Source organism: Chryseobacterium vaccae, from assembly GCF_009602705.1.
GTDB lineage: Bacteria > Bacteroidota > Bacteroidia > Flavobacteriales > Weeksellaceae > Chryseobacterium > Chryseobacterium vaccae.
The window spans coordinates 1,695,438-1,716,452 of sequence record NZ_VSWH01000001.1 but is presented as its reverse complement, the minus strand read 5'-3'; the positions used below and the strand labels follow the sequence as shown (position 1 = coordinate 1,716,452).

At 38.1% G+C, this 21,015-nt stretch carries 17 protein-coding genes; 8 read left to right on the top strand and 9 right to left on the bottom strand.

The features are described from left to right. Positions 1-5: 5 nt before the first annotated feature. Positions 6-3,908: a type IX secretion system sortase PorU gene (gene porU, locus FW768_RS07665; protein ID WP_153394276.1), complete on the bottom strand. Its 3,903-nt coding sequence runs from the start codon at positions 3,906-3,908 to the stop codon at positions 6-8. A 164-nt stretch (positions 3,909-4,072) separates the two neighbouring features. Between porU and gldJ the strand changes: the two genes are divergently transcribed. Then, the gene (gene gldJ, locus FW768_RS07660; RefSeq protein ID WP_153394274.1) at positions 4,073-5,674 is read left to right on the top strand and encodes a gliding motility lipoprotein GldJ; all 1,602 of its coding nucleotides are present in this window, start codon (positions 4,073-4,075) and stop codon (positions 5,672-5,674) included. Positions 5,675-5,738: 64 nt separating this feature from the next. After that, positions 5,739-7,010 (top strand): UDP-N-acetylmuramoyl-tripeptide--D-alanyl-D-alanine ligase, encoded by a 1,272-nt coding sequence (locus tag FW768_RS07655; protein WP_153394272.1) that lies wholly within the window; start codon positions 5,739-5,741, stop codon positions 7,008-7,010. A gap of 195 nt (positions 7,011-7,205) precedes the next feature. Here FW768_RS07655 and FW768_RS07650 read toward each other — a convergent pair whose 3' ends face one another. Next, entirely contained in the window at positions 7,206-7,817 is a 612-nt protein-coding gene (locus tag FW768_RS07650; RefSeq protein WP_153394270.1) for an NUDIX hydrolase, read from the bottom strand. Between the two features lie 36 nt (positions 7,818-7,853). Between FW768_RS07650 and FW768_RS07645 the strand changes: the two genes are divergently transcribed. Further along, positions 7,854-8,243: an SRPBCC family protein gene (locus FW768_RS07645; protein ID WP_129055476.1), complete on the top strand. Its 390-nt coding sequence runs from the start codon at positions 7,854-7,856 to the stop codon at positions 8,241-8,243. Positions 8,244-8,275: 32 nt separating this feature from the next. Here the strand turns inward: FW768_RS07645 and FW768_RS07640 are convergent, their stop codons facing one another. The 3 genes from FW768_RS07640 to FW768_RS07630 are packed head-to-tail and all read right to left on the bottom strand — an operon-like array spanning position 8,276 to position 11,218. Then, the gene (locus FW768_RS07640; RefSeq protein ID WP_153394268.1) at positions 8,276-9,322 is read right to left on the bottom strand and encodes an anhydro-N-acetylmuramic acid kinase; all 1,047 of its coding nucleotides are present in this window, start codon (positions 9,320-9,322) and stop codon (positions 8,276-8,278) included. Beyond that, positions 9,322-9,921, bottom strand: a complete 600-nt coding sequence (gene lptC, locus FW768_RS07635) for an LPS export ABC transporter periplasmic protein LptC (RefSeq protein ID WP_153394266.1) — start codon at positions 9,919-9,921, stop codon at positions 9,322-9,324. The genes FW768_RS07640 and lptC overlap by 1 nt, the downstream gene beginning before the upstream one ends. A 1-nt stretch (position 9,922) precedes the next feature. Beyond that, positions 9,923-11,218 (bottom strand): hypothetical protein, encoded by a 1,296-nt coding sequence (locus FW768_RS07630; RefSeq protein ID WP_153394264.1) that lies wholly within the window; start codon positions 11,216-11,218, stop codon positions 9,923-9,925. 231 nt (positions 11,219-11,449) lie between these two features. On the opposite strand from FW768_RS07630, the gene FW768_RS07625 reads away from it, so the two are divergent. Continuing rightward, positions 11,450-12,568, top strand: coding sequence for a DNA polymerase III subunit (locus FW768_RS07625; protein WP_153394262.1), 1,119 nt, complete (start codon positions 11,450-11,452; stop codon positions 12,566-12,568). Between the two features lie 37 nt (positions 12,569-12,605). Here the strand turns inward: FW768_RS07625 and FW768_RS07620 are convergent, their stop codons facing one another. Then, the gene (locus FW768_RS07620; RefSeq protein WP_153394260.1) at positions 12,606-13,673 is read right to left on the bottom strand and encodes a hypothetical protein; all 1,068 of its coding nucleotides are present in this window, start codon (positions 13,671-13,673) and stop codon (positions 12,606-12,608) included. 109 nt (positions 13,674-13,782) lie between these two features. On the opposite strand from FW768_RS07620, the gene FW768_RS07615 reads away from it, so the two are divergent. The 4 genes from FW768_RS07615 (at position 13,783) to FW768_RS07600 (ending at position 18,535) form a co-directional block, all read left to right on the top strand. Then, positions 13,783-14,409, top strand: a complete 627-nt coding sequence (locus tag FW768_RS07615) for a TetR/AcrR family transcriptional regulator (RefSeq protein WP_153394258.1) — start codon at positions 13,783-13,785, stop codon at positions 14,407-14,409. Continuing rightward, positions 14,393-15,709 (top strand): TolC family protein, encoded by a 1,317-nt coding sequence (locus FW768_RS07610; RefSeq protein WP_153394256.1) that lies wholly within the window; start codon positions 14,393-14,395, stop codon positions 15,707-15,709. Before FW768_RS07615 ends, FW768_RS07610 begins: the two co-directional genes overlap by 17 nt. 16 nt (positions 15,710-15,725) lie before the next feature. Beyond that, positions 15,726-16,829 (top strand): HlyD family secretion protein, encoded by a 1,104-nt coding sequence (locus tag FW768_RS07605; RefSeq protein ID WP_153394255.1) that lies wholly within the window; start codon positions 15,726-15,728, stop codon positions 16,827-16,829. 128 nt (positions 16,830-16,957) lie between these two features. After that, positions 16,958-18,535 carry a DHA2 family efflux MFS transporter permease subunit gene (locus tag FW768_RS07600; protein WP_153394253.1) on the top strand — a complete coding sequence of 526 codons (1,578 nt, stop codon included), beginning with the start codon at positions 16,958-16,960 and terminating at the stop codon, positions 18,533-18,535. Between the two features lie 50 nt (positions 18,536-18,585). On the opposite strand, the gene FW768_RS07595 is transcribed toward FW768_RS07600, so the two are convergent. The 3 genes from FW768_RS07595 to FW768_RS07585 are packed head-to-tail and all read right to left on the bottom strand — an operon-like array spanning position 18,586 to position 20,959. Beyond that, the gene (locus FW768_RS07595) at positions 18,586-19,596 is read right to left on the bottom strand and encodes a TQO small subunit DoxD (protein WP_153394251.1); all 1,011 of its coding nucleotides are present in this window, start codon (positions 19,594-19,596) and stop codon (positions 18,586-18,588) included. A gap of 51 nt (positions 19,597-19,647) precedes the next feature. Further along, positions 19,648-20,007, bottom strand: a complete 360-nt coding sequence (locus tag FW768_RS07590) for a hypothetical protein (protein WP_153394249.1) — start codon at positions 20,005-20,007, stop codon at positions 19,648-19,650. A 37-nt stretch (positions 20,008-20,044) separates the two neighbouring features. Then, entirely contained in the window at positions 20,045-20,959 is a 915-nt protein-coding gene (locus FW768_RS07585) for an alpha/beta hydrolase (RefSeq protein ID WP_153394247.1), read from the bottom strand. Positions 20,960-21,015: the final 56 nt, after the last annotated feature.

Here is a 21,015-nt window from a genome sequence, read left to right as displayed (position 1 = left end):
CTAAATTATTTCAAAAGTACCATTTTTTCTACAGCTGTGGCACTTCCTTTGCATTTTTCTTGATTTTGACTTTTTGCAAATATCTTAAAAATATACGTACCTTTTGCAACAGTTGCCCCAAAATCGTCTCTTCCGTCCCATTCTATTGCCTGACGAGGCGTTCTAAAGCCCTGTAGGAAAGGTTCTGCGACTACCGGCTGAGATAATGTTCTTACTAATTTTCCGGTAATGGTATAGATTTGAACATTAACATCCAGAATATCGTCACAATTGTGTTCAAACTGAATATACGTTTTATTGGTGAAAGGATTCGGCCAGTTCAGCGGTCGGTTAATGATCAGGTGCTGATCGGATTCATCCTTAACCTCAAAGTTTAACGTAGCAGTTGTCGAATTATTGTTTATGTCCCAAACTTTAAATGTTAATTGGTGTTGCCCGATAGCAAGATTTCTGAAAGGATAGGTTACATTTCCTTTCTGATAATCGGCCAGGCTTGGATTTACGCATCCGTTGCCTTCTCCCGGAGCGAAGAAATCATTCAGAACAACCGTATTGATGATCTGGCCATCTAGGTATACGGTAATGTCATGACCAATCCCTGATCCTGTGGAATTAATTCCTGTATCATCGGTAACACATGCCAGCAGCATTGGATTCTGATTGGTGATTCCTCCGTCTGCAAAGTTGGTGTTATTCATATACAATCTTACTTTTGGAGGTTCATTATCATTAATCCCGTTCGGGTTGATGTCTCCTACCTGTACAGCCTGGTTATTGAATACATCGGATACTTTATTATCTGCATATCCTAGAATTCTTCCCTGTCCAACAGCATAATTAATGTCTTTTGGAACATAGAATTCTACGGTAAATACTCCGTTTACAGCCGTTCCTGAAGCTTTAACGATAGCACTTCCTTCTTCCGTGTAATCCAATATAGGAGTAAGTCCTCCGTCATTGTTCAGGGTCTTTTTATTGAGTCTTTTATCAAAAATATTAATAGAAACCCTTCCGTTGAAAGTACTGTTTAAAGTTCCGTTAGGATTATTAATGTGGCCTTTTACTTTCACAAAGTCCAGACCTCTGATCAGTCCCGGAACCGGAGTTTCAATATTGTCAATTACAAGCAGTCTTTGTGGTCTGCTTAACTTCATTGCCGGGTCTCCAAGGAAGTTAACTTTCAGGTGGTCAATACCTGCTGTTTTTTGTTTTTTTGCCGTTAAATGAGCATATCCTAACGTTTCAAAATCATCATTGGTAAGTTTAAAGATGTTTTTAGTATAAAAATCGGTAAAGCTGCGTCCGTAATCTACTCCAATGGCTCGGCTGGAAGTAATCATGGCAGCCGGACCTCCTTGTTTCAGCTTGATAAACTGTTCTCCTGCTGAAGATGTTCCGGGCTCATCCCATAAGGTAAATTCGCAGGTAATGGTAGATACAAACGGGAATCTGCTGTAAACAGTAGAGAAATTGTTGGAATTCTGAATCTCTGTAGAGGTAAGAACTCTTTCCTGTGCCCATCCGTTAATCCCTCCATGTCCAAAATAGAAGATATACATACTGTTTCCTATATCATTGGAGATCGCTTGAGTTACCTGTGGATATCTTTGTCCGCCTGCTGTACTTTGAGCAGGGAAGGCGTCCATATACAATTTTCTTACGTTATATTCTTTAAGATCCACTTGCCCCGGCTGTTCAAAGATATCAACCAATGAGGAGTTCATTACGTTATGGAACGGACTTCCGTTATCTTTATCATCATCCACAACAAAGTCAAGCTTCATACGCCATTCTCCAAATGGGCTGGATTGCCCCGGAAGTGAATTATAATAAGCAAGCGTTTTATTCATCATATCTCCGGCTTCGCTGGCATTAGCTGCAGGAATTCTTCCAATAGGGAGATCAGGTAAGTTGCCATCAATACTTGACGAGGTTTGCGGCTGGGTCATTACAATATAATCATCCGTTACGAAAGATCCTACAAAATCAGAAGAATGTTCACTCTGGTAGCTGGAAACAACATTGGAATTGTTGGAGATTCTGTTTTTATAATCAAATGAAGCATCACCTAATATAAATGCATATTTAAGGCTTCCTGCCGGAGTATTTAATTTTGTTACAAAATCTCTTACCGCCGTAAGGTCCCTGCTTCCGCTTCCGAACTCATTATATATTTTATTAATGTCTACAATTTCTACTTTGTAATTGTTTTTGGTCTGGTGATAGTTGGCCAATCTCTGTGCCTGTCCCATCATTTCAGGAACAGTAAGGATCAGATAGTCCACATTTTGTAGAGCAGAAAGATTTTGGTTGGCAATTCTTTCTACAAACTGAGGTGAAAAAGCGGCATCTGCACGGAAGGCCACAAACTCATTGTTGAAATTAGGATCTGAAGCCAGATAGCCAAAATTAAAACTTCCTGCGCCTGCTTTGTTTACTCTCCTGTTGGCATTGGTAATATCAGTAACATCCCATACCTGCTCTAAAGCAGCTGCATTATTGATTCCGAATCCATAACTGGTGTTAGATCCGCTTACAATAGAAAAGTCTCTGAAATTCATCTGGGTACCATTGAAGGAAAGATTTTCTTTATACTGTACTTCCACATAATCAAAATAGAATGCTCCGTTTGGGTTTATTGTGATATTGGGGTTGTAGCTGAATGTAATCTGATTTCCGCTCAGGTTGGTTAATACATCCTGGTATTGCAGCGGATAATAATCATAGTTAAAATTGGGGGTATTACTTGGAACCGCCTGAAGAGAAGGATTGGTGTTGTTGATCTTAAACTCAACACTGTTTTTCTGTGCCCTGTGCCCAATCACCTGTGTTTTGAATCTGATGGCGTCAGAAGCCTGAATAGGGGAATTGATAGGAAAAGTGATCACCTTCTCAGTAATGAACGGTGTATCTTCTGTCCAGATTCTTCCTACCTTCAAAAGATTTTTTTGATCATTATTAACTACCTGGTAATTATCATATCTCGTAATTAATGGTGTGGCAGGTAAATTGGCATCAATGGTCTGCACCCTTTTTCCTGGCCCTTTGTCGAAGTTAATATAATAATAAGAGAAGTCCTCGTATATATTTTTTAGGTTATTGCTTCTGTCCGTACGGGTTTCTGTTCTTTTAAAACCATTTCCGTTGGACGTATCGTAAAGGTTATATCCATTAGGGCCTTGTGCATAGAAAAGAGCATAATCGCCCTCATTCCATACATTATCTTCTTCCCCTACAACCTGGATGGCGTTTTCCTGAAGAGCACTGTATTTTGTATCTCTGTTAAACTCAGGAAGCATAATACCTCCGTTTCCATAGATTCTGAAATTTTTCGGATTAACTGAAGACGGGCTGATTCCGTTGTCTCTTAAAAACTGTGCCGTGATTTTGAATACTCCGGAACGGTCTACTTTAATTTTATAAAATCCTCCGTTGGCAAGAGGGTTATCACTTGTTCCTACTTTATTGGCCATTCCGGATCTCATATCATTGGAAACCGATGTCTCTGTAATGTTGAAGGAAGAAAGTCTTTGAACACGCCCTTTTATATTTTTAAATAAAGCAACGCTGATGTTGGCATATCTTTCTCCTTCCAGATTATAATAGGTTACATTAGCGATGTCATAATTGGGAAGGCTGCCTTTATCCAGTTCATATAATTCTCTGTTGGAAACATTTTCCCAGGCGAGATCTGAAACTTTAAGCTGCTTTTCTCCTATCTTTTGTTTAGTTATGATAAAAATGTTATTTTGGCCAAACGAAAAACCTTCATTTTTAAAATTTGGAAGATTTAATTTTGCTTCGCCAAAGTCCTGAATTTTGGAACCATCCCATTCTATGGCTTTCCTTTGGGCCCAAAGTGCTGATGCAAAAGAGAATAGAAATAAAAGCGTGATTTTTTGTTTCATGTTTATTATTGAAATTTCTGAATTACAAAATAAATGAAAATTTTAGAATTAAATTGTGATACAATAAAATTAATTTGTTAACGTTTTTCAAAAAAATCAAATGTTTACTTGATTTATTGAATAATTTATTTTTTCTTTGTACTTTGAAAATATTTATATCGACTATGAAAAAACTAAAGTTGTTTTCATTAATAGCATTAAGTTCTACACTTGCATTAACCAGCTGTGGCGGGTCAGGAACCAGCAAAGGAGGCGGCACCAAAAAATTTGTCAGCAAGACAGGTTGGAAACCAAACGAAAAACAGGGTTGGTTTTTTGCAGGAAAGCAACAAAAGCAGAAAGGTTGGCCGGGAATGGTATATGTAGAAGGTGGAACTTTTACAATGGGATTAGTGAAAGATGATGTTATGCACGATTGGAACAATACACCGCGCAGAATGCAGGTAAGTTCGTTCTTTATCGGAGAAACTGAGATTACTAACTACGAATACCGCGAATACCTTACATGGTTGAAGTATGTATTCCCACCGAGCGATCCTAGCTTTAAGGAAATCTATAACGGTGCTTTGCCGGATACCTTATTATGGGACAACAAACTAGCTAGAAACGATTATAATGAAACTTATCTGCGTTCCCCGGAATTCGATTACTACCCTGTAGTAGGAGTTTCCTGGACTCAGGCGAACAGATATTGTGAATGGCTTTCAGACAGAGCAAATGAAAAAGCTTTGATGCAGGCTGGTATTATTGCAAAAGATTTGTATATCAACGAATCTAATAATCAGGGTGGAACTGCTTTCAATATGGATAAATTCAAATCGAATGATCCTGAAATGCAAGGGTACATCAACGAGAAAAGAATGCAGCAGAAAAGCGGTATGAAAACTACCAACCAAAGACTTCTTGCTGCCAACAGAGCTCCAAACGCTTCTATGGTTCAGAAATTCAGACTTCCTACAGAAGTTGAATGGGAATACGCAGCATTGGGAATGGCTAAAAACAGAGAATACAACCAATACGTAGGTAAAAAACCTCAAATTGAAAGATTAAGAGGATCCAAAGGAAGAGACAGAGGAATGTTCCTTGAAAACTTCAAAATGGGTAAAGGTGACTATTCAGGTCTTCCGGGATGGAAAAATGACGGATCTGCACAAACTTCAGACGTTAGACAATATCCTTCCAATGATTTAGGAATCTACGGAATGTACGGTAACGTTTCTGAATGGACTGCCGATGTTTACAGACCTATCATTGATGAAGATTTCAGTGACTTCAACTACTACAGAGGAAATATGCCTCAGGCAATCGTAAGAAACGGTGACGGAACTTACAAAATGATTGATGAAGGAACAATCAAGTATGATACATTAGCTGACGGAAGATTAGTATATAAAGGACTTCCTGGACAGTTTGAAAGAGAAACTATCGCAGACTACAGAAACTTCAGAGATGGAGACAGACAGTCTTCTCTTGAATATTACAGAGCTTCAGACTCCGCTTCTTCATTTGATATGTACAACTCTCCTAAAACAAGATTTGTTGTAGATGCCAGCGGAAAAGTGAAAATGCAGAAAGATGCTAAAGACAGAACTTCTGCAATCTCTAACGAGGTTAGAGTAGTAAAAGGAGGTTCTTGGATGGATACTGCATACTGGTTAGATCCGGGACAGAGAAGATATAAGAATCAAGGGAGAGCTTTTGGATGGGTTGGTTTCCGTGTTGCACAGGATGCCAGAGCTAATGACAAAGGTAGAACTAGAAGATAATATTTATCAAAAAATACTTACAAAAAACCTTCCGGATTTTCGGAAGGTTTTTTATTTTTGAACTATGAATACAGCACAGTTTTATCCTTTACTGTTACAGGCAGATAAAGTGACAATCGACAGCAGAAAAATAGGAAAGAATGATGTTTTCTTTGCCTTCTCCGGTGAAAATTTCAATGCGGCAACATTAGCAGAGAAAGCTATAGATGATGGAGCACTGGCAGTGATTGTTGAACAGGCTGAATTTGAAAATAAAAGTCGGAATATATTCTATGTTCCATCTACTTTGGAATTTTTACAGGAACTGGCTATTCATCACAGAAACCAGCTTCAGATACCTATTATAGGACTTACAGGAAGCAACGGAAAAACAACGACTAAAGAGATTATTCATGCGGTGCTTTCAGAAAAATTCAATGTTCAGTATACTTTTGGAAACCTGAATAACCATATTGGAGTTCCGCTTACCATTCTTTCCATTAAGCCGGAACATGAGATGGCTGTGATTGAAATGGGAGCTAACCATCAAAAAGAAATAGAACTTCTGTGTACCATTTCACAACCTAATTTTGGATATATTACCAACTTCGGGAAAGCTCATTTAGAAGGATTCGGAGGATTTGAAGGCGTAATTAAAGGGAAATCTGAACTCTATGATTATCTGAAAAACAACGATCAGACTATTGTTGTTAATGAAAACGACCCGATTCAGAAAGAGAAAACAGAGAACTATCCGTCTAAAATCACTTTTGGCAGTGAAAATTCAGAGTATAAGTTTGATCTAATCTCAGAAGAACATTTTGTTGGACTAGGCTACCAAGGCATGAAAGCGGTGTCAAAGCTTACCGGGGAATATAATTTTACCAATCTTTGCGCGGCTGCAAGTCTCGGATTGCATTTCGGAATCAGTTTTGAAAATATAAAGCATGCTGTTGAAAGTTATACCCCAACAAATATGCGTTCTCAGGTTGTAAAAAAAGAGGGGAAAACTTTGGTCCTGGATACTTACAATGCCAATCCCAGCTCAATGACCGCTTCCCTGAATAACTTTATCTCTTTTGAAGGCCGTAAAACAATTATTATAGGAGATATGCTTGAACTGGGCGATGAAAGTATAAAAGAACACCAGAATATCCTGGAACTCGCTCATACGTTAGGGTTTGATGAAATTATTACGGTTGGAAAAAACTTTAAGGCCACTAATTTTTCAGGAGTATCTTTCGAAAATACTGCCGAATTAATAGAATACCTTAAAGAGTACAAAATACACTCTGAAAATATCCTGTTAAAAGGATCCAGAGGAATTGCGCTGGAAAAATCTATAGAATTTATTTAATACCAATTCAGGATAAGAATGGTTTGAAGCCGGGAGCTGGAAAAGGGAAGTTTTGAAGGGAATCACTCATAAATGTGGATCTTTCTTGAGAGTAATTTGATTCAATAACGGACTTAAGTAGCTATCACTGAAAGTAGCTTCCAACTTCGTTCTTCCAGCTTCCAGCCTTTTAATTAACTTCCTTTCCAATTCAGGTTATTGATGTTGAGAATCCCAGAATTCTTTAACGATCAGCTTAATATTTTTAAAAGTGCTTGGAAAAACTTCGTTTTCAATTTGTGACGTATTTTTCCAGGCTACTTCTGTAATTCCTTCTTCTATCTGAGGTTTTGATGTATCTTCTCCATTGAAAAACATTTCAAACCAATGGGTACATTTCAGGATTTTTTCACCATTTCTTTCAATATAAATATGATAAGTGGTGTTGAGGAATCTAATCAGTTCCACCTCTCTGAGCCCGGTTTCTTCTTCAATTTCTCTTACAGCAGATTCTTCGCGGGATTCCCCTTTTTCCATTTTACCTTTCGGAAGATCCCATTTCCCTAATCTTTTGATGAAAAGAATATCTCCCTGCGGATTGTTGACAAGGCCGCCGGCTGCTTCTATAATTTTGAAAAGCCCTTGAAACTCTTTCCAGATCTCTTCTATATTCTCACCGAATACATTAAGTTCATGCACTGAAGTGTTCTCCAAAAGATCCAATGCGATCTCTAAAGTTGTGAAACTTTCATACTTGAGCTCTTTTTCAAGATTCTCAGGATGCTTAGACACTAATAATTTTTTTTCGTTCACAAAAACTTTATACATTTGTAAGAATTAAGAATTTAAATACAAAAATAAAAAATGAATTTAGAAGGACGAAAAATTATTGTCAATAAATCATCAAAGGAGTTGTCAGAATTATTAAAAACACCTGAGAACTATAAAGATTTTATGCCGGACGGTCTTCAGAAGTTTGAAACAAGAGACAACGGATTTAAATTCGGTCTTCAGGGAATGCCTGAAATCGCTTTGAAAATAGATGAAGTGACTGACCAGAAAGCAGTTTTGAAGTCGGCAAGTTCAAGCTTAGACTTTTCTTTAACAGCAACTTTGAATCCTATTAGTGAAAACCAGACTGAGGTTCAGATGCTTTTTGAAGGAAAGTTCAATCCTTTTATTAAAATGATGGTGGAAAAACCATTACAGAACTTTATCAATACGCTTACCGATAAGATCGAGGCTTATAAATAAAAACTAAAAACCTTCAATGCTGGAGGTTTTTTTTATGCTGTTATTCCTGAACTGTGATCAGCAGTACTTCCGGTTGCAGAAGATAAAACATTGACTTCGTTATTCATCCTTAAAACACCCATGAAAGCAAAGATAAGAGCCTCTTTATATTCAATGATTTCTTTTTCAGGGATAATAATCTCAGATTTTGTTTTTGCCTTTATTTTTTCAATTAAAAACGTATTGTAGGCACCTCCTCCGGTAACGAGAATATTTTTTATAGTGCTTTCGTTGATGACTGCGGCAATTTGTAAGGCAGCATGCTCGGTAAATGTAGCCAATGCATCTGAAACATCAATGGATTCCAAAGCAGGAAATATATACTCATAACACCATTCTATTCCCAAAGATTTTGGGTGGGGTTGCTGATAGAAATCTAAAGTATTGAGCTGGCTTAACAGTGTTTCGCTGATTACCCCTTTTCTGGCAAGATCTCCGTTTTCGTCAAAATGTTTGCCTGATTTTTGTGCCAGTCGGTTTAAAACGATGTTAACCGGTGCAATGTCAAACGCAATCCTTTTGCCGTTTTTCTGAAGAGAAATATTGGAAAATCCCCCTAAATTAAGGCAGGCATCGTATTCTGAAAACAGCAGATGATCTCCGATCGGAACTAAAGGAGCACCATTTCCTTCCATAAGTACATCCTGACTTCTGAAATCATAAATAACAGGAAGTTCTGTTTCTATTTTAATGGCTCTGCCGTCTCCGATCTGAAGGGTAAATTTCTTTTGAGGCTGGTGGAAAACAGTGTGTCCATGTGATGCGATCAGGCTGATGTTGTCAAGTTGATTTTTTTCTATGAACTCTTTAACCAGTCTGCCAATATAAAAACCGTATTCCGAATGCAGTTCAAGAAGATCTTCGGAAGATAGATGAACTGAATTTCTGAGTTTTTCTTCCCATTCTGAAGAGTAAGGAAACGTTTTAGCGTTTAGAATATGGAAGGCCCAGCTGCTGTCTTTCTTTTCAAAAGAAGCAAAACAGATATCCAGACCATCCAGACTGGTTCCCGACATTAACCCGATAGCCTGTACCTTCATTACTGTGGTGTTTTTTTATCTTCAGATAGTCTTTTGGAGCTGAAATTCCCTGAATTATTGTAGAACGTGTATTCGGAGAAATCGTCTTTGGCGGTCATTCCATTGGCGCCTACCAGGGTAGAACCGTCTTCCATCGTTACATACACGGTATCTTTGGTGTAAATTCTGTTTTTTTTCTGATCCCAGAAAATACTCTGCATGGCAAACTTTTGGCCTTCGTTGGTAGTGATTTTTACATTGCCTTTAGCTTCATAGAATTTTTTGTATTCAAAAATGCGGGCAAATTTTGCAGTGATTTTCCCCGGAATTTTGGGTTTCTTTTTATCGAAGAATTCTATCTCAATTCCTTTCCTCGCTACAGTATACGGGCTGTCGATAAGCTCGTATTTTTCAATGATCGGTGCTTTAGCTTTTAATACAATAAAACCCGAATCCCGCTGTATAATATTAGCCTTCTTGATAATCTGTGAAGGGAAATTTTTGCTGTCTTTTCCGTTAAGCTTTGTAAGATCTTCTTCACAGGACGTCAATATAAAAAATATAGCACAACTAAAAAGGCATGCTATATTTTTATATGATATTTTGTATGAAAAATTCATTTTAGTTATACAGATTCTTTCTGAACCATTTATCAGCAAAATTGAAACCGACTCTCAGATTGATGTAATTCTGGTTGATCAGGTTATTTTTAAGCGTTCCTCTTTTACCCAGTTCAAGACCCAGTTCAAGACCGCTCATTCTTGTAATACTACTTGTTTTGAATGGAAGTACAACCCCTCCGGAAATCCCGAATTTATTAATGCTGTTGCCATCTAATTTCAGATTGCCTCTTTCATAGAACGCTCCATATCGGTAGATCACTCTGGAGAAATAATTTCTGAAATTGTTATAGTTCGGAAGGTACCATCCTCCTGCAGAAATCCTGTAGGTATCCTGGAAATCAAATGTTTTTCCGAAGTAAGAAATATCTTCTCCTTTTTTATAATCAATCTGACCGGAGAAGAACCAGTGGTTTTCACTTCCGTAACCTACCCCAATTGAAGCCTGCAATGGAAGAAGGTTTTTAGAACTGGTGCTTTTCTGTTCAATAATACTTACATTATCTTTTGTTGTCTGGGCTAAATCAGTATATCGGTAAGTACTGTTAGTATAATCAGTAGTTGTACTACGGGTGTTCCCAAAAGTAGCTGTGGCTCCGATGGTGAACTTTTTATCGGTACGGGTATTCAGGGTTTGGTAGCTTCCACCTAAGGTAAAGTTGAAGTTTTTGATACTGTTTTTGGTCTCATAACCGTTAATCAGATCGGCATTGGATGATGTAAATTCATTAAGGTCATAAAGGTTACCAAAATAAAGATTCGCTCTTAAACCTACTGCAAACTGCTGGTTGATCTTATAAGATACTGCTGCCTGAGCTGTATTTAATGTTCCACTTCCTTTAAAACGGTTTCCATATATTACTTTTGTCCCGTCTTCTAAAGTTAAAGTCTCGGTATTTAAAATTTCATAACTTTTGGAACTGTATGGCTGATAAGAAATTCCCATTTTTACCTTTGAAGACAAAGGAAAAGCCAGTGCAATGTTAGAAAGATACGTAGAATGTTTGGTAGACTTCGTATCGTTATAGTTGGTTTTGAAATAATTGTTTTCGTTGGTTGCTTCCAGTCTGATGCTTGTAAGCTCGAAATTAGAGTTGTTTGCAGGGTTTGCAAAGTTGAAACTGCTGGTGAAATCACTGATATAAGCAGTAGATATACCGCCCATAGAGGCAGTTTCAATCGTATTATCATATTTAACATCTCCGATCCCGTAAGTGGCATAAGGTGAGTTGCTTATGCTCTGTGCATTCAGGAAGTATCCAGCTGATATGAATGATACTACAAAGATTTTTTTCATTCTTTATTTTTAAAACAATGCGCAAATATCTTAAATATTAATGAATTGTAAAAATTATATGTGGTTAAAGTTTGTTAAGGGCATCAGGGAAGCCGGAAAGTTGATGAATATTGAATAATTGATGGTGAAGGTAAATAGTCTATCAGTTTCATAGTAGATTTTTACCGCTTGGCAAAATTCACATTCACATTTTAATTCTATATTCTCCTCCAGATTTTTTATCTTTGGGACATGAATTGGGAGAACATTGCCGGGCAGCAGAACCTGAAACAGCTTCTTAAAGAAAGCATTGCCGAAAACAGAGTGAGCCATGCCCAGCTTTTTGTAGGAAAAGAGGGATATGGAACATTTCCTATGGTATTAGCCTATGCCAAAGAGATCCTGAGCAGAGAAAATGAACATGCCGCATCAAAAGTGGAGCACTTGAATCACCTTGATCTGCATTTCAGTTTTCCGGTTTTTACGGATAATAAAAATTCCTTGAGTAAAAATAAATTCGAAGAGTTCAGGGAAATGATTATGGCTTCTCCTTATTCCAGCTATGATGACTGGACTGCTTTTCTGGAGTCTGAAAACAAGCAGCTTTTTATTTCTGCAGATGAGATAGATGACCAGAACCAAAAGTTTGCCTTAAAGAGTTTTGAAGGCGGAACCAAAATCCTGGTTGTATGGAGAGCTGATAAAATGAACATAGCAGCATCAAATAAATTTTTAAAATTTCTGGAAGAACCTCCGGCGAAAACCATTATCCTTCTTACAGCAGAAAGCACTAACGATATTCTTCCTACCATTCTTTCAAGAACCCAGGTAGTAGAGATTCCGAGGATTGACGATGAAGATCTTGAAGTTTTTCTTAAAAAGAACTTTACATTGGCTGATGATAAAGTACGGGAAATTGTTCATGAAGCACAGGGAAATCTTAATGATGCTGTAAAGCTTCTGAATTCCGGACACAAGTCGGATGAATTCGAAAAACTGTTTGTACAGTGGGTGCGTGATGCATTTATGGTGAAAAAGAAACCTCAGTTTCTTAAGAGTATTATCTTCTGGGCAAGAGAAATTGCAGGCTGGAACAGAGAAAAGCAAAAGAATTTTTTGAATTACTGTTCCGAGATTTTCAGATTGGCTTTGCTTCAGAATTATCAGTCGGAAAGTCTGGTGTATAAAAAGATCAATGCCGATGGATTCAACTGGGCAGGATTTTCAAAATTCATCAGTGGGGCCAATATCGAAAGCATTCTGGAAGAAATCAATACAGCAGATCTCCATCTTACCAGAAACGGAAATCCTAAGATTGTCTGGACAGATCTTGGAATAAAACTATCAAGATATATCCATAAAAGTGCATAAAATAAAAACTCCGGAAATTTTCCGGAGTTTTGCTTATCTATAAATTTTTTAATGAGTTCTGGAATTCCTGAAGTTCTTTTTCCATAAAACCGGGATCGTTAAGCTGTTTCCGCATAGATTTTATATTACCGATAGTACTTTCCAAAGCTATCCTGAACCATGGAAATTCCTGGCTTAAAGAAGTAAGCTTTGCCAGGGCTCTCAAGGGATTTTCAGTTTGTGACAACTGTACAGCATGTTCATATCTGAAAACAGGGCAGTAATAATATTCTTCCGCGACATAGTCCCAGGCATCATTGTCAGCTTCTGTATTCATCAGGTAAAGCATGGCAAAAATAGAAGAGTCAGTGTAGCCTTCAGAGAATCTGAAACAATCGAAAACAGATTCCGTATCATTTTGTTGTATTTTTTTGTCCATTACTTCATGAAAAAGCTGATGAGAAAGCTCTTTTTCGAAATGATTTCCTATGATGTGGAGCACAGTTGCATATTCCACTTTTACAGAGCTGTCTTCAGGGTGATTCCGATAGGCTGTTTCAATATATTCCTTTGCCGTAGGATTATCCAGCAATACCCGGTGAAGTTTTGAAAGCGAAACCAGTTCTTCTTTGGTAAAATCTCTTTTATCAGACATGTTTTGCTCAAAGTAGGAGAGTGCTTTTTTAGGATAGCGGTCTTTTACAAATCTTTCAATGACCTGCCACGACTCAAGTTTTTCAAATTGAGACTGATCCCAAAAGCGATAGAATAATGACATGCGGTCCCATTTTGACTGGATACTCATCCATTCCTGGAATAGGTCTCCGTAAGCCTGATAAGCAGTAAGGGAATTACCTTTGTCATCTTCAATTTGAATGTTGATATCAATACCGGGATCAGAATGAAATCTTTTGAATGCTTCTTTAATTTCAAGATCAAAGCGATTTCCCTCTTCATGAAATGGAGGAGCTGTCTCTTCCGGTCTGATATTTGTCTCTTCAATTAAGTTGACTGCTTCTTCTTCCGGTAATGCAGTGATCACTTCCTCCGGAGAGTCATTTTTAATAGTTACTTCATTGGTCTGATTTTTTTTCTTCCTCTTAAAAAGGAAATCAAATAGGCCCATACATTTAGTTTTTTGTAAATATAAATTAAATCTACATTAAAAAATCAATCAATCGTTTGATTTTATAAAAATCTTGTGTACATTTGCGCCTTGAAAAAATGGAAGTGATATGATTTCAAAAGAAGAAAATATATTATTCGCCGCAGAAAAGCTCTTTGCAGAAAAAGGTTTCGATGGAACTTCAACCCGGGAAATCTCAAAGGCAGCCAATGTGAACATCTCTATGATCTCTTACTATTTCGGATCAAAAGAAAAATTATACGAAAAACTTGTTGAATACAGAATGAATGAAGGTCAGTTCTTCTCAAAAGACCTGTTGGAAAGAACAGATATCAATGAATGGCAGAAGATCGAAAGAATTGTAGACCAGTTTTCAGGAAGGGTAAGACACCACAAATGCTTTTACAGGATTATGCAACGGGAGCAGCTTCATACCAAAAACCCACAGATTATAGAATTTCTGAAGCAGACAAAAATGGGATTTCTTTCCATGTATTCTCAGGTTCTTGAAAGTGGGCTGAAGAAGGGCATCTTTACGAAAAACCCTCCTATTTATCTGCTTCATTCTACCATAAGCGGAACTTTATTCTATGCATCCAATGCTAAAGAAATGTATAAAGAATTCTTGAATGATACGGAAGAAGACGAGATTTTCGAAGAAAAATACTACACAGAACTTAATAAACACATTAAATATTTACTAAAAGACCTTTTAGGTTATGAAGAGAATAAATAACTCGGTTATGGCACTCTCCCTGTTAATGGGACTTACCGCCATTCATGCTCAGGAGAAGAAACAGCTCAGCCTTGATGAGGCCGTACAGCTGGGAATCCAGAACAGCAAGAGCTTAAAGATTGATGCCGCTAAAATTGAAGAAGCAACGGCAGATCTTTTGGAAGCAAAAAACAGACAGCTTCCTGAATTGAAAGTTTCAGGCAGCTATATGTATCTTCCTACAAAACCAACGGTTGACCTGAAGATTTCAACAGGTTCAGGAGGTTCAGGAGGACCGGAAGTGCATCAGGTTGCTTATGCATCGGCTAATCTTAGCGTTCCGATCTACAGCGGAGGAAGAATTAAATATGGGATCCAGTCTGCGAAATATCTGGTGGAAGCCTCGAAATTAAGTACAGAGAACGATAAAATTGCCATTGCTTACAATGTTGCTCAGGCCTATAACAATTTGTTTAAAGCCAACCAGTCTATCAAAGTTTTAGAGGAAAATCTTACCGCTTCTCAAAAAAGAGATGAAACTTTCCTTAAAATGGAAAATAATGGAATTATTGCAAGAAATGACCGTTTGAAAGCGAACCTGCAGACCTCCAACATTGAACTTCAGTTACTGGAAGCAAAGAACAACTATAATATTGCCAATATCAATATGGATCTGTTATTAGGACTTCCTGAAACAACAGAAATTGAAGTGGACCAGAACTATATTGAAGAAGGGAATGAAGTAAAACCTGTCAGCTTCTATGTAAATGAGGCGAGAGAAAACCGTAAGGATCTTCAGGCTTTGACACAGCAGAGAAAAGCAGCCGAATTGGGAACGAAAGCCGCAAAAGCTGAAAATCTTCCGTCAATTGCTTTCACAGGAGGTTATGTGGCAGCGGATATTCCTAAGTTTCTTACTGTATATAATGCAGTGAATGTAGGAGTCGGAGTTTCATACAATTTATCCAATATCTGGAAAGAAAATTCATCCCTGAAACAGTCAAAAGCAAGAGAAATGCAATTGGCAGCCACCGATGAATTACTGAATGACAACATTAAACTTGACGTTAACAGAGAATATCAGAATACCGATTTTTCTAAAAAGAGAATCACCGTTTTTGAAAAATCTGCTGAGCAGGCTAATGAAAACTACAGAATCACTAAGAATAAATATGATAACGGGCTTGCGACCATGACGGAACTTCTAGACGCAGATGCCGCTCAGATTGCCGCCAATGTGGGCGTTATCAATGCTAAGGCAGATGCTGCCCTAGCTTACAGAAAACTATTACAGACAACAGGAACTTTAACAATTAAATAATCAGATCGAAACCAAAATGGAAAATAATAATACACAGGCAGCTGAACCTAAAAAGAAAAAAAGTTTAGTCTTTCCTATCATCTTAGCAGCTGTAGTAATCGGTGGAGGGATCTATGGTTACAGAGCTTATACTTACGGACAGTACCATGAAGAAACGGATGATGCTCAGATCACGTCCAATATGGCCCCGGTAATTTCTAAAATCTCAGGATATGTTGCTGAGGTAAAGGTAAAAGACAATCAGTTCGTTAAAAAAGGAGATACTCTGGTCATTCTGGATAACAGAGATCAGAAAATGGCTTTGGAACAGGCTCAGGCAGCTTTATCTACAGCAAAAAGTAATATCTCCAATGCAGAAGCAACAACTACTGCTACCTCTAAAAATATCAACAGTTCACAGGCCGCTGTAGCAACAGCAAACGCACAGATTGAAGCAGCGAAAGTAAATGTTTGGAAAACTTCACAGGACTTAAAAAGATATGCGAATCTGGTGAAAGATCATTCTATCACGGAGCAGCAGTATGAGCAGGCTTTAGCGGCAAAACAATCTGCGGATAAGCAGCTTCAGGTTTTGGTGGATCAAAGAAATCAGATCGCTCAGCAGACGACGATTGCCTCTTCCCAGACTGCAGCAAGCTCACAGCAGATTGGTGTTGCCAGCTCTGTAGCAAAACAGAGAGAAGTAGATGTGGAAAATGCTAAGCTCAATTTGTCATATACTGTAATCCTGGCTCCGGAAGACGGATATGTAGGGAAAGTTCCTACCCAGGCAGGGCAGTATCTTCAGACAGGAGCCCAGCTTTTTGCTTTGGTTAAAAATGATCAGAAATGGGTGGTAGCCAATTTCAAAGAAACCCAGGTTGATAAAATGGTAGAAGGACAGAAAGTGAAAATTGAAATTGATGCTTTCCCGGATAAAGAATTTGAAGGTGTGGTAAGCTCATTTTCGCCTGCAACGGGAGCAACATTCTCCATTCTTCCTCCGGACAACGCGAGTGGTAACTTCGTGAAAGTAGTGCAGCGTCTTCCTGTAAAAATTGATTTTGTAAATCTTGACAAATCCATTGCAAAACGATTAAGAACGGGAATGAATGTGAAGGCAGAGGTTTCGCTTAAATAATACTTAAAATTGTAAACAGGTCCATTAGTTTTACTGTCAATAGTGTTTTTTTACAGCTTGTATTAAAATTTACCATTCACTTGCGCAGTAAAATTCACCATTGACTTTTTTACATTGTAAAAAAACTTATGCAAGAATCATTAGTAGAATATGGAGCACGGAGAGTGATCATTACGATTACGGCAATCCTCTGTGCTTTGCTTGAAATTGTGGACTCCACAATCGTCAATGTTGCATTGAATGAGATGAAGGGGAATCTTGGAGCCACACTTTCTGAAGTAGGCTGGGTAATTACAGCTTACGCAATAGGTAACGTAATTATCGTACCGATGACGAGCTGGCTTTCACAGCAGTTCGGACGTAGAAACTACTTTGCAGCTTCCATCATTATATTTACGGTATTTTCATTTTTATGCGGAAATGCTACCAATATATGGGAACTTGTATTTTTCAGACTGATGCAGGGAATCGGAGGGGGAGCTCTTCTGGTAACTTCACAGACGATTATTACAGAATCTTATCCGGTCGAGAAAAGAAGTATGGCCCAGGCCATCTATGGATTAGGGGTAATTATCGGGCCAACTTTAGGACCGCCACTAGGTGGATATATCGTAGATAATTATAGCTGGCCGTATATCTTTTATATTAATATTCCAATTGGGATTGCGGCAACCTTAATGACACTTCAGTTCGTAAGAAGTCCGAAATATGCAGAAAAACGTAAAGTTTCGGATGTCGACTGGATCGGGATTGCTTTATTGGCCGTAACAGTAGGTTCATTACAGTTCATTCTGGAAAGAGGTCATGAAGAAGACTGGTTTGAAAGCGGAATGATTGTAGCTTTTACGGTAGCAGCTATTCTAGGATTCATTCTTTTCCTCTGGAGGGAGCTTACCTTTAAATATCCGATTGTGGAACTCAGGGTACTGAAAAATGGGAACCTGAGGATTGGAACGGTTATGTCATTTGTTTTAGGATTCGGATTATATGGTTCTACCTTTATTGTTCCGTTGTATACCCAGAGTATTTTGGGATGGACGGCGCTTCAGTCGGGTGCATTGATGATTCCGGCAGCATTGACAACCGCTTTCATGATGCCGATCATCGGAAAATTGTTGACGAAAGGAGCTAAACAACAGATTCTGGTATCCCTCGGATTGTTTATTTTCTTTGTTTACAGTTTCTGGGGGTATAAAATCCTGACACCGGATACCAGCAAGGATGCATTCTTCTGGATGCTGATTGTAAGGGGCGCAGGTTTGGGACTTTTGTTCATCCCGATCACTTCATTGTCACTGAGTACACTGAAAGGTCAGGAGATTGGACAAGGGGCAGCCTTTACTGGAATGATGAGGCAGTTGGGAGGATCTTTCGGAATTGCAGCCATTACCACTTTCATTGCCAATGCAGGCCAGAAATACAGGAATAATTTGATTTCCCATTTAGATGAGAATAGTTTTGAAGTTCAGCAAAGGCTGGCCGCATTAAAAGCTAATTTCATTGCAAAAGGGATGACACCAGATGCTGCAATGAATGCCGCTTATAAAATGCTGGATCTTTCCGTAACAAAGCAGGCAACGGTGCTTTCCTATATGGATGTCTTCCTCTATCTGGGAGTGATATTCCTGGTCTGTATTCCGTTTATTCTTTTCATTAAAGAAAGAAAAAGCAAAGAGAAAATAGATCTGAGTGAAGCGATGCACTAATTAAAATATATAAAACCTCCGGAACTGCCGGAGGTTTTTTTGTGTTTACATCATTGGATTTCTGCTGTCCACTCGGCTCCACTGATGTCAATCAGTTTTACGTTATGAATTTCTTCTTTTCTTAGGTCATCAGCTTTAATTAGAATATCTGCCTTAGCACCGAGAGGAATAATCATACTATGTTTTCCCGGTTTTACTTTGGCTACATAATGATTTTTGATATTTTCTTTCGGAAACTTTGAAAGATCAGCCTGCTTCAATTCTTTTAATATTTCTCCGTTTTTATCCAGAATCTGAATCCCGATAAGGAAAGATCCGTACACATCAACTCCTTCTGTTCGGTATATTTCAAATTGCAGATGCTGGTGATGAAAAGATACATTGGAAATCTCAACCTTAGGCTTTACCGATTTATTGTGAAGCTTTCCCCAGACTCCACCATGGAAATACTGGTTGGTATACAACGTTAATCCAAAGATGAGTGCCGAGCCTGCCAATACAAGTGTTTTAGGCTTTGATAGAGGAAGACTGCCGGAACCCAGCCATAAGAACCATTTTTTATGGGTAAACTTCCTGTTTTTCTTTATGAAGTAATGATCCAGAGAATAAGAGCTGCTTCCAGAAAGAAAGAGGACAAATCCGCCTGCAATTCCTAAGACTCCAATCTGCCATTCGTCAAGGCAGGTAGTCCCAATCCAGCCGGAGCCGAGAAGGATTCCCAGAGCCAGGCTGAAAATTCCAATACTCATCAGTCTCGTAAAAAGTCCCAGAATAATAAATAATCCCACAACAGCCTCAACGATGGTAAAGATCATCATCGATCTCTGCAAGGCATCCGGATGGGTCACGAGATATTCTATGAGAGGTTTAATTCCTAAAGCATTAGGCAGGAAATGATTGAATTTTTCACCGATGTATCCGTTTTCATCAGGATTTAATTTGTTTTCCAGGATAAGTCTTCTCCAGAATGCTGAGAAGTAAGTCCATCCGATCACAAGACGGAGGGACAAGGTATATAGACCTGCCAGATCGAAAGACCGGCTGTCTGCTGTATGTTTCATTATATTTTATGTATTGAAAGATTGATAGTAAAATAGGGTCAAAAAAATGATCTACCCCAGATGTAACTTCAGTCTTTTAAATAAAATATATTTGGGAGGACTGTTTCCTGAAACCTTTCCTGAATAAGAGCTGAAACGGTCCGCATCGTCAATAAAGAATGATAATCTGTCTGATGGAAGAGAAAATTCTCTGTTTTGATGCTTACGGTTGGTTTTAGAAACAGAAGATTTTGATGTTGAATTTTCTGTCGTTCCGTCACAGGAAAGTACTGATCCGAAAGTTATTTTTACTTTGTTTAAGCCACTGATATACTGGATATCCAAAATACTGAGCACATCCCGTTTCACAGAACACGGGGATAATGAAAACACCAGAATAAGCATAGTAAGGAATGCTTTATAGGTTTTCATATGAATTCTGGCTGCCGGCATACTACAAAACTACACTTTATTTTAAATATTGACTGATCAATTTCAGAAATTCATTCTGCTGATCTACAAACAGGTAATGAGAACAATTATCTATGGCTGTAAAGTGATCATTTCCTGCAAGGTTTTTGATGTCATTAAGCTGTTTTTCTGAGAATATTCCGTCATTTTTACCATATACCGCATAAATTGGAATTCCTTTTTTTTTAATAGCATTTAAAGCTGAGGTATTATCCAGATTGTTCAACGGTTCATTTTTGTAAAACTTTACGGGTGACTCGTTGTTTCTGATATTTGCTGCGTAAAATTCACCATTTTCATAGGCTTTTCTCAGATTCTGACTTTCAGCAGTAGGAGAGGGCATGGTAAAGAAGTGCATTTCACTGGCCAGTTCGTAACATCTTTTACGGTAATCAGCAGAATTTTTGCTCATACTCTCAATATCTGCAATTTTTTTCAGTTGTGACGGATCATTTTTAAACGTTTCTTTTCCTTGTTTTAAAATATGATTGTACGTTTCCTGCTGAGTAAATAACGCACCCGCAAGAACTAAAGAACTAACTTTTTCAGGATAATGTCTGGTAAATAAGGTTCCGATGATTCCTCCAAAGCTGTGAGCCAGGATTGAAGTTTTTTTGAGGTGATACGTCCGGTAGATCCGGTTCAGGTCTTTAAAGCTTTCCCTGAAAGTCATTGTTGCGGTGCTGTCTTTAGAACGTCCTTCTCCGCGCCTGTCATAAACAATTACATAAAATCCTTTGTCAGCCAGACTCTGGGCGGTTGTTCCTTCAAATAAGGTTGCGTTTCCGCTTGGGCCTCCGTGAATAAAAATAATCGCAGGATTTTTCTGATTCCCATACGCTTTGGAATAGATATTCTGTGCAGAGAAGAAAATGGAAAACAGAGAAAAAATGAGGGCTTTCAATAGTTTCATGATCCTGATTTTAGGATCTCAAAACTAATGAATATTCCAAAAGAAATGGTCATAGT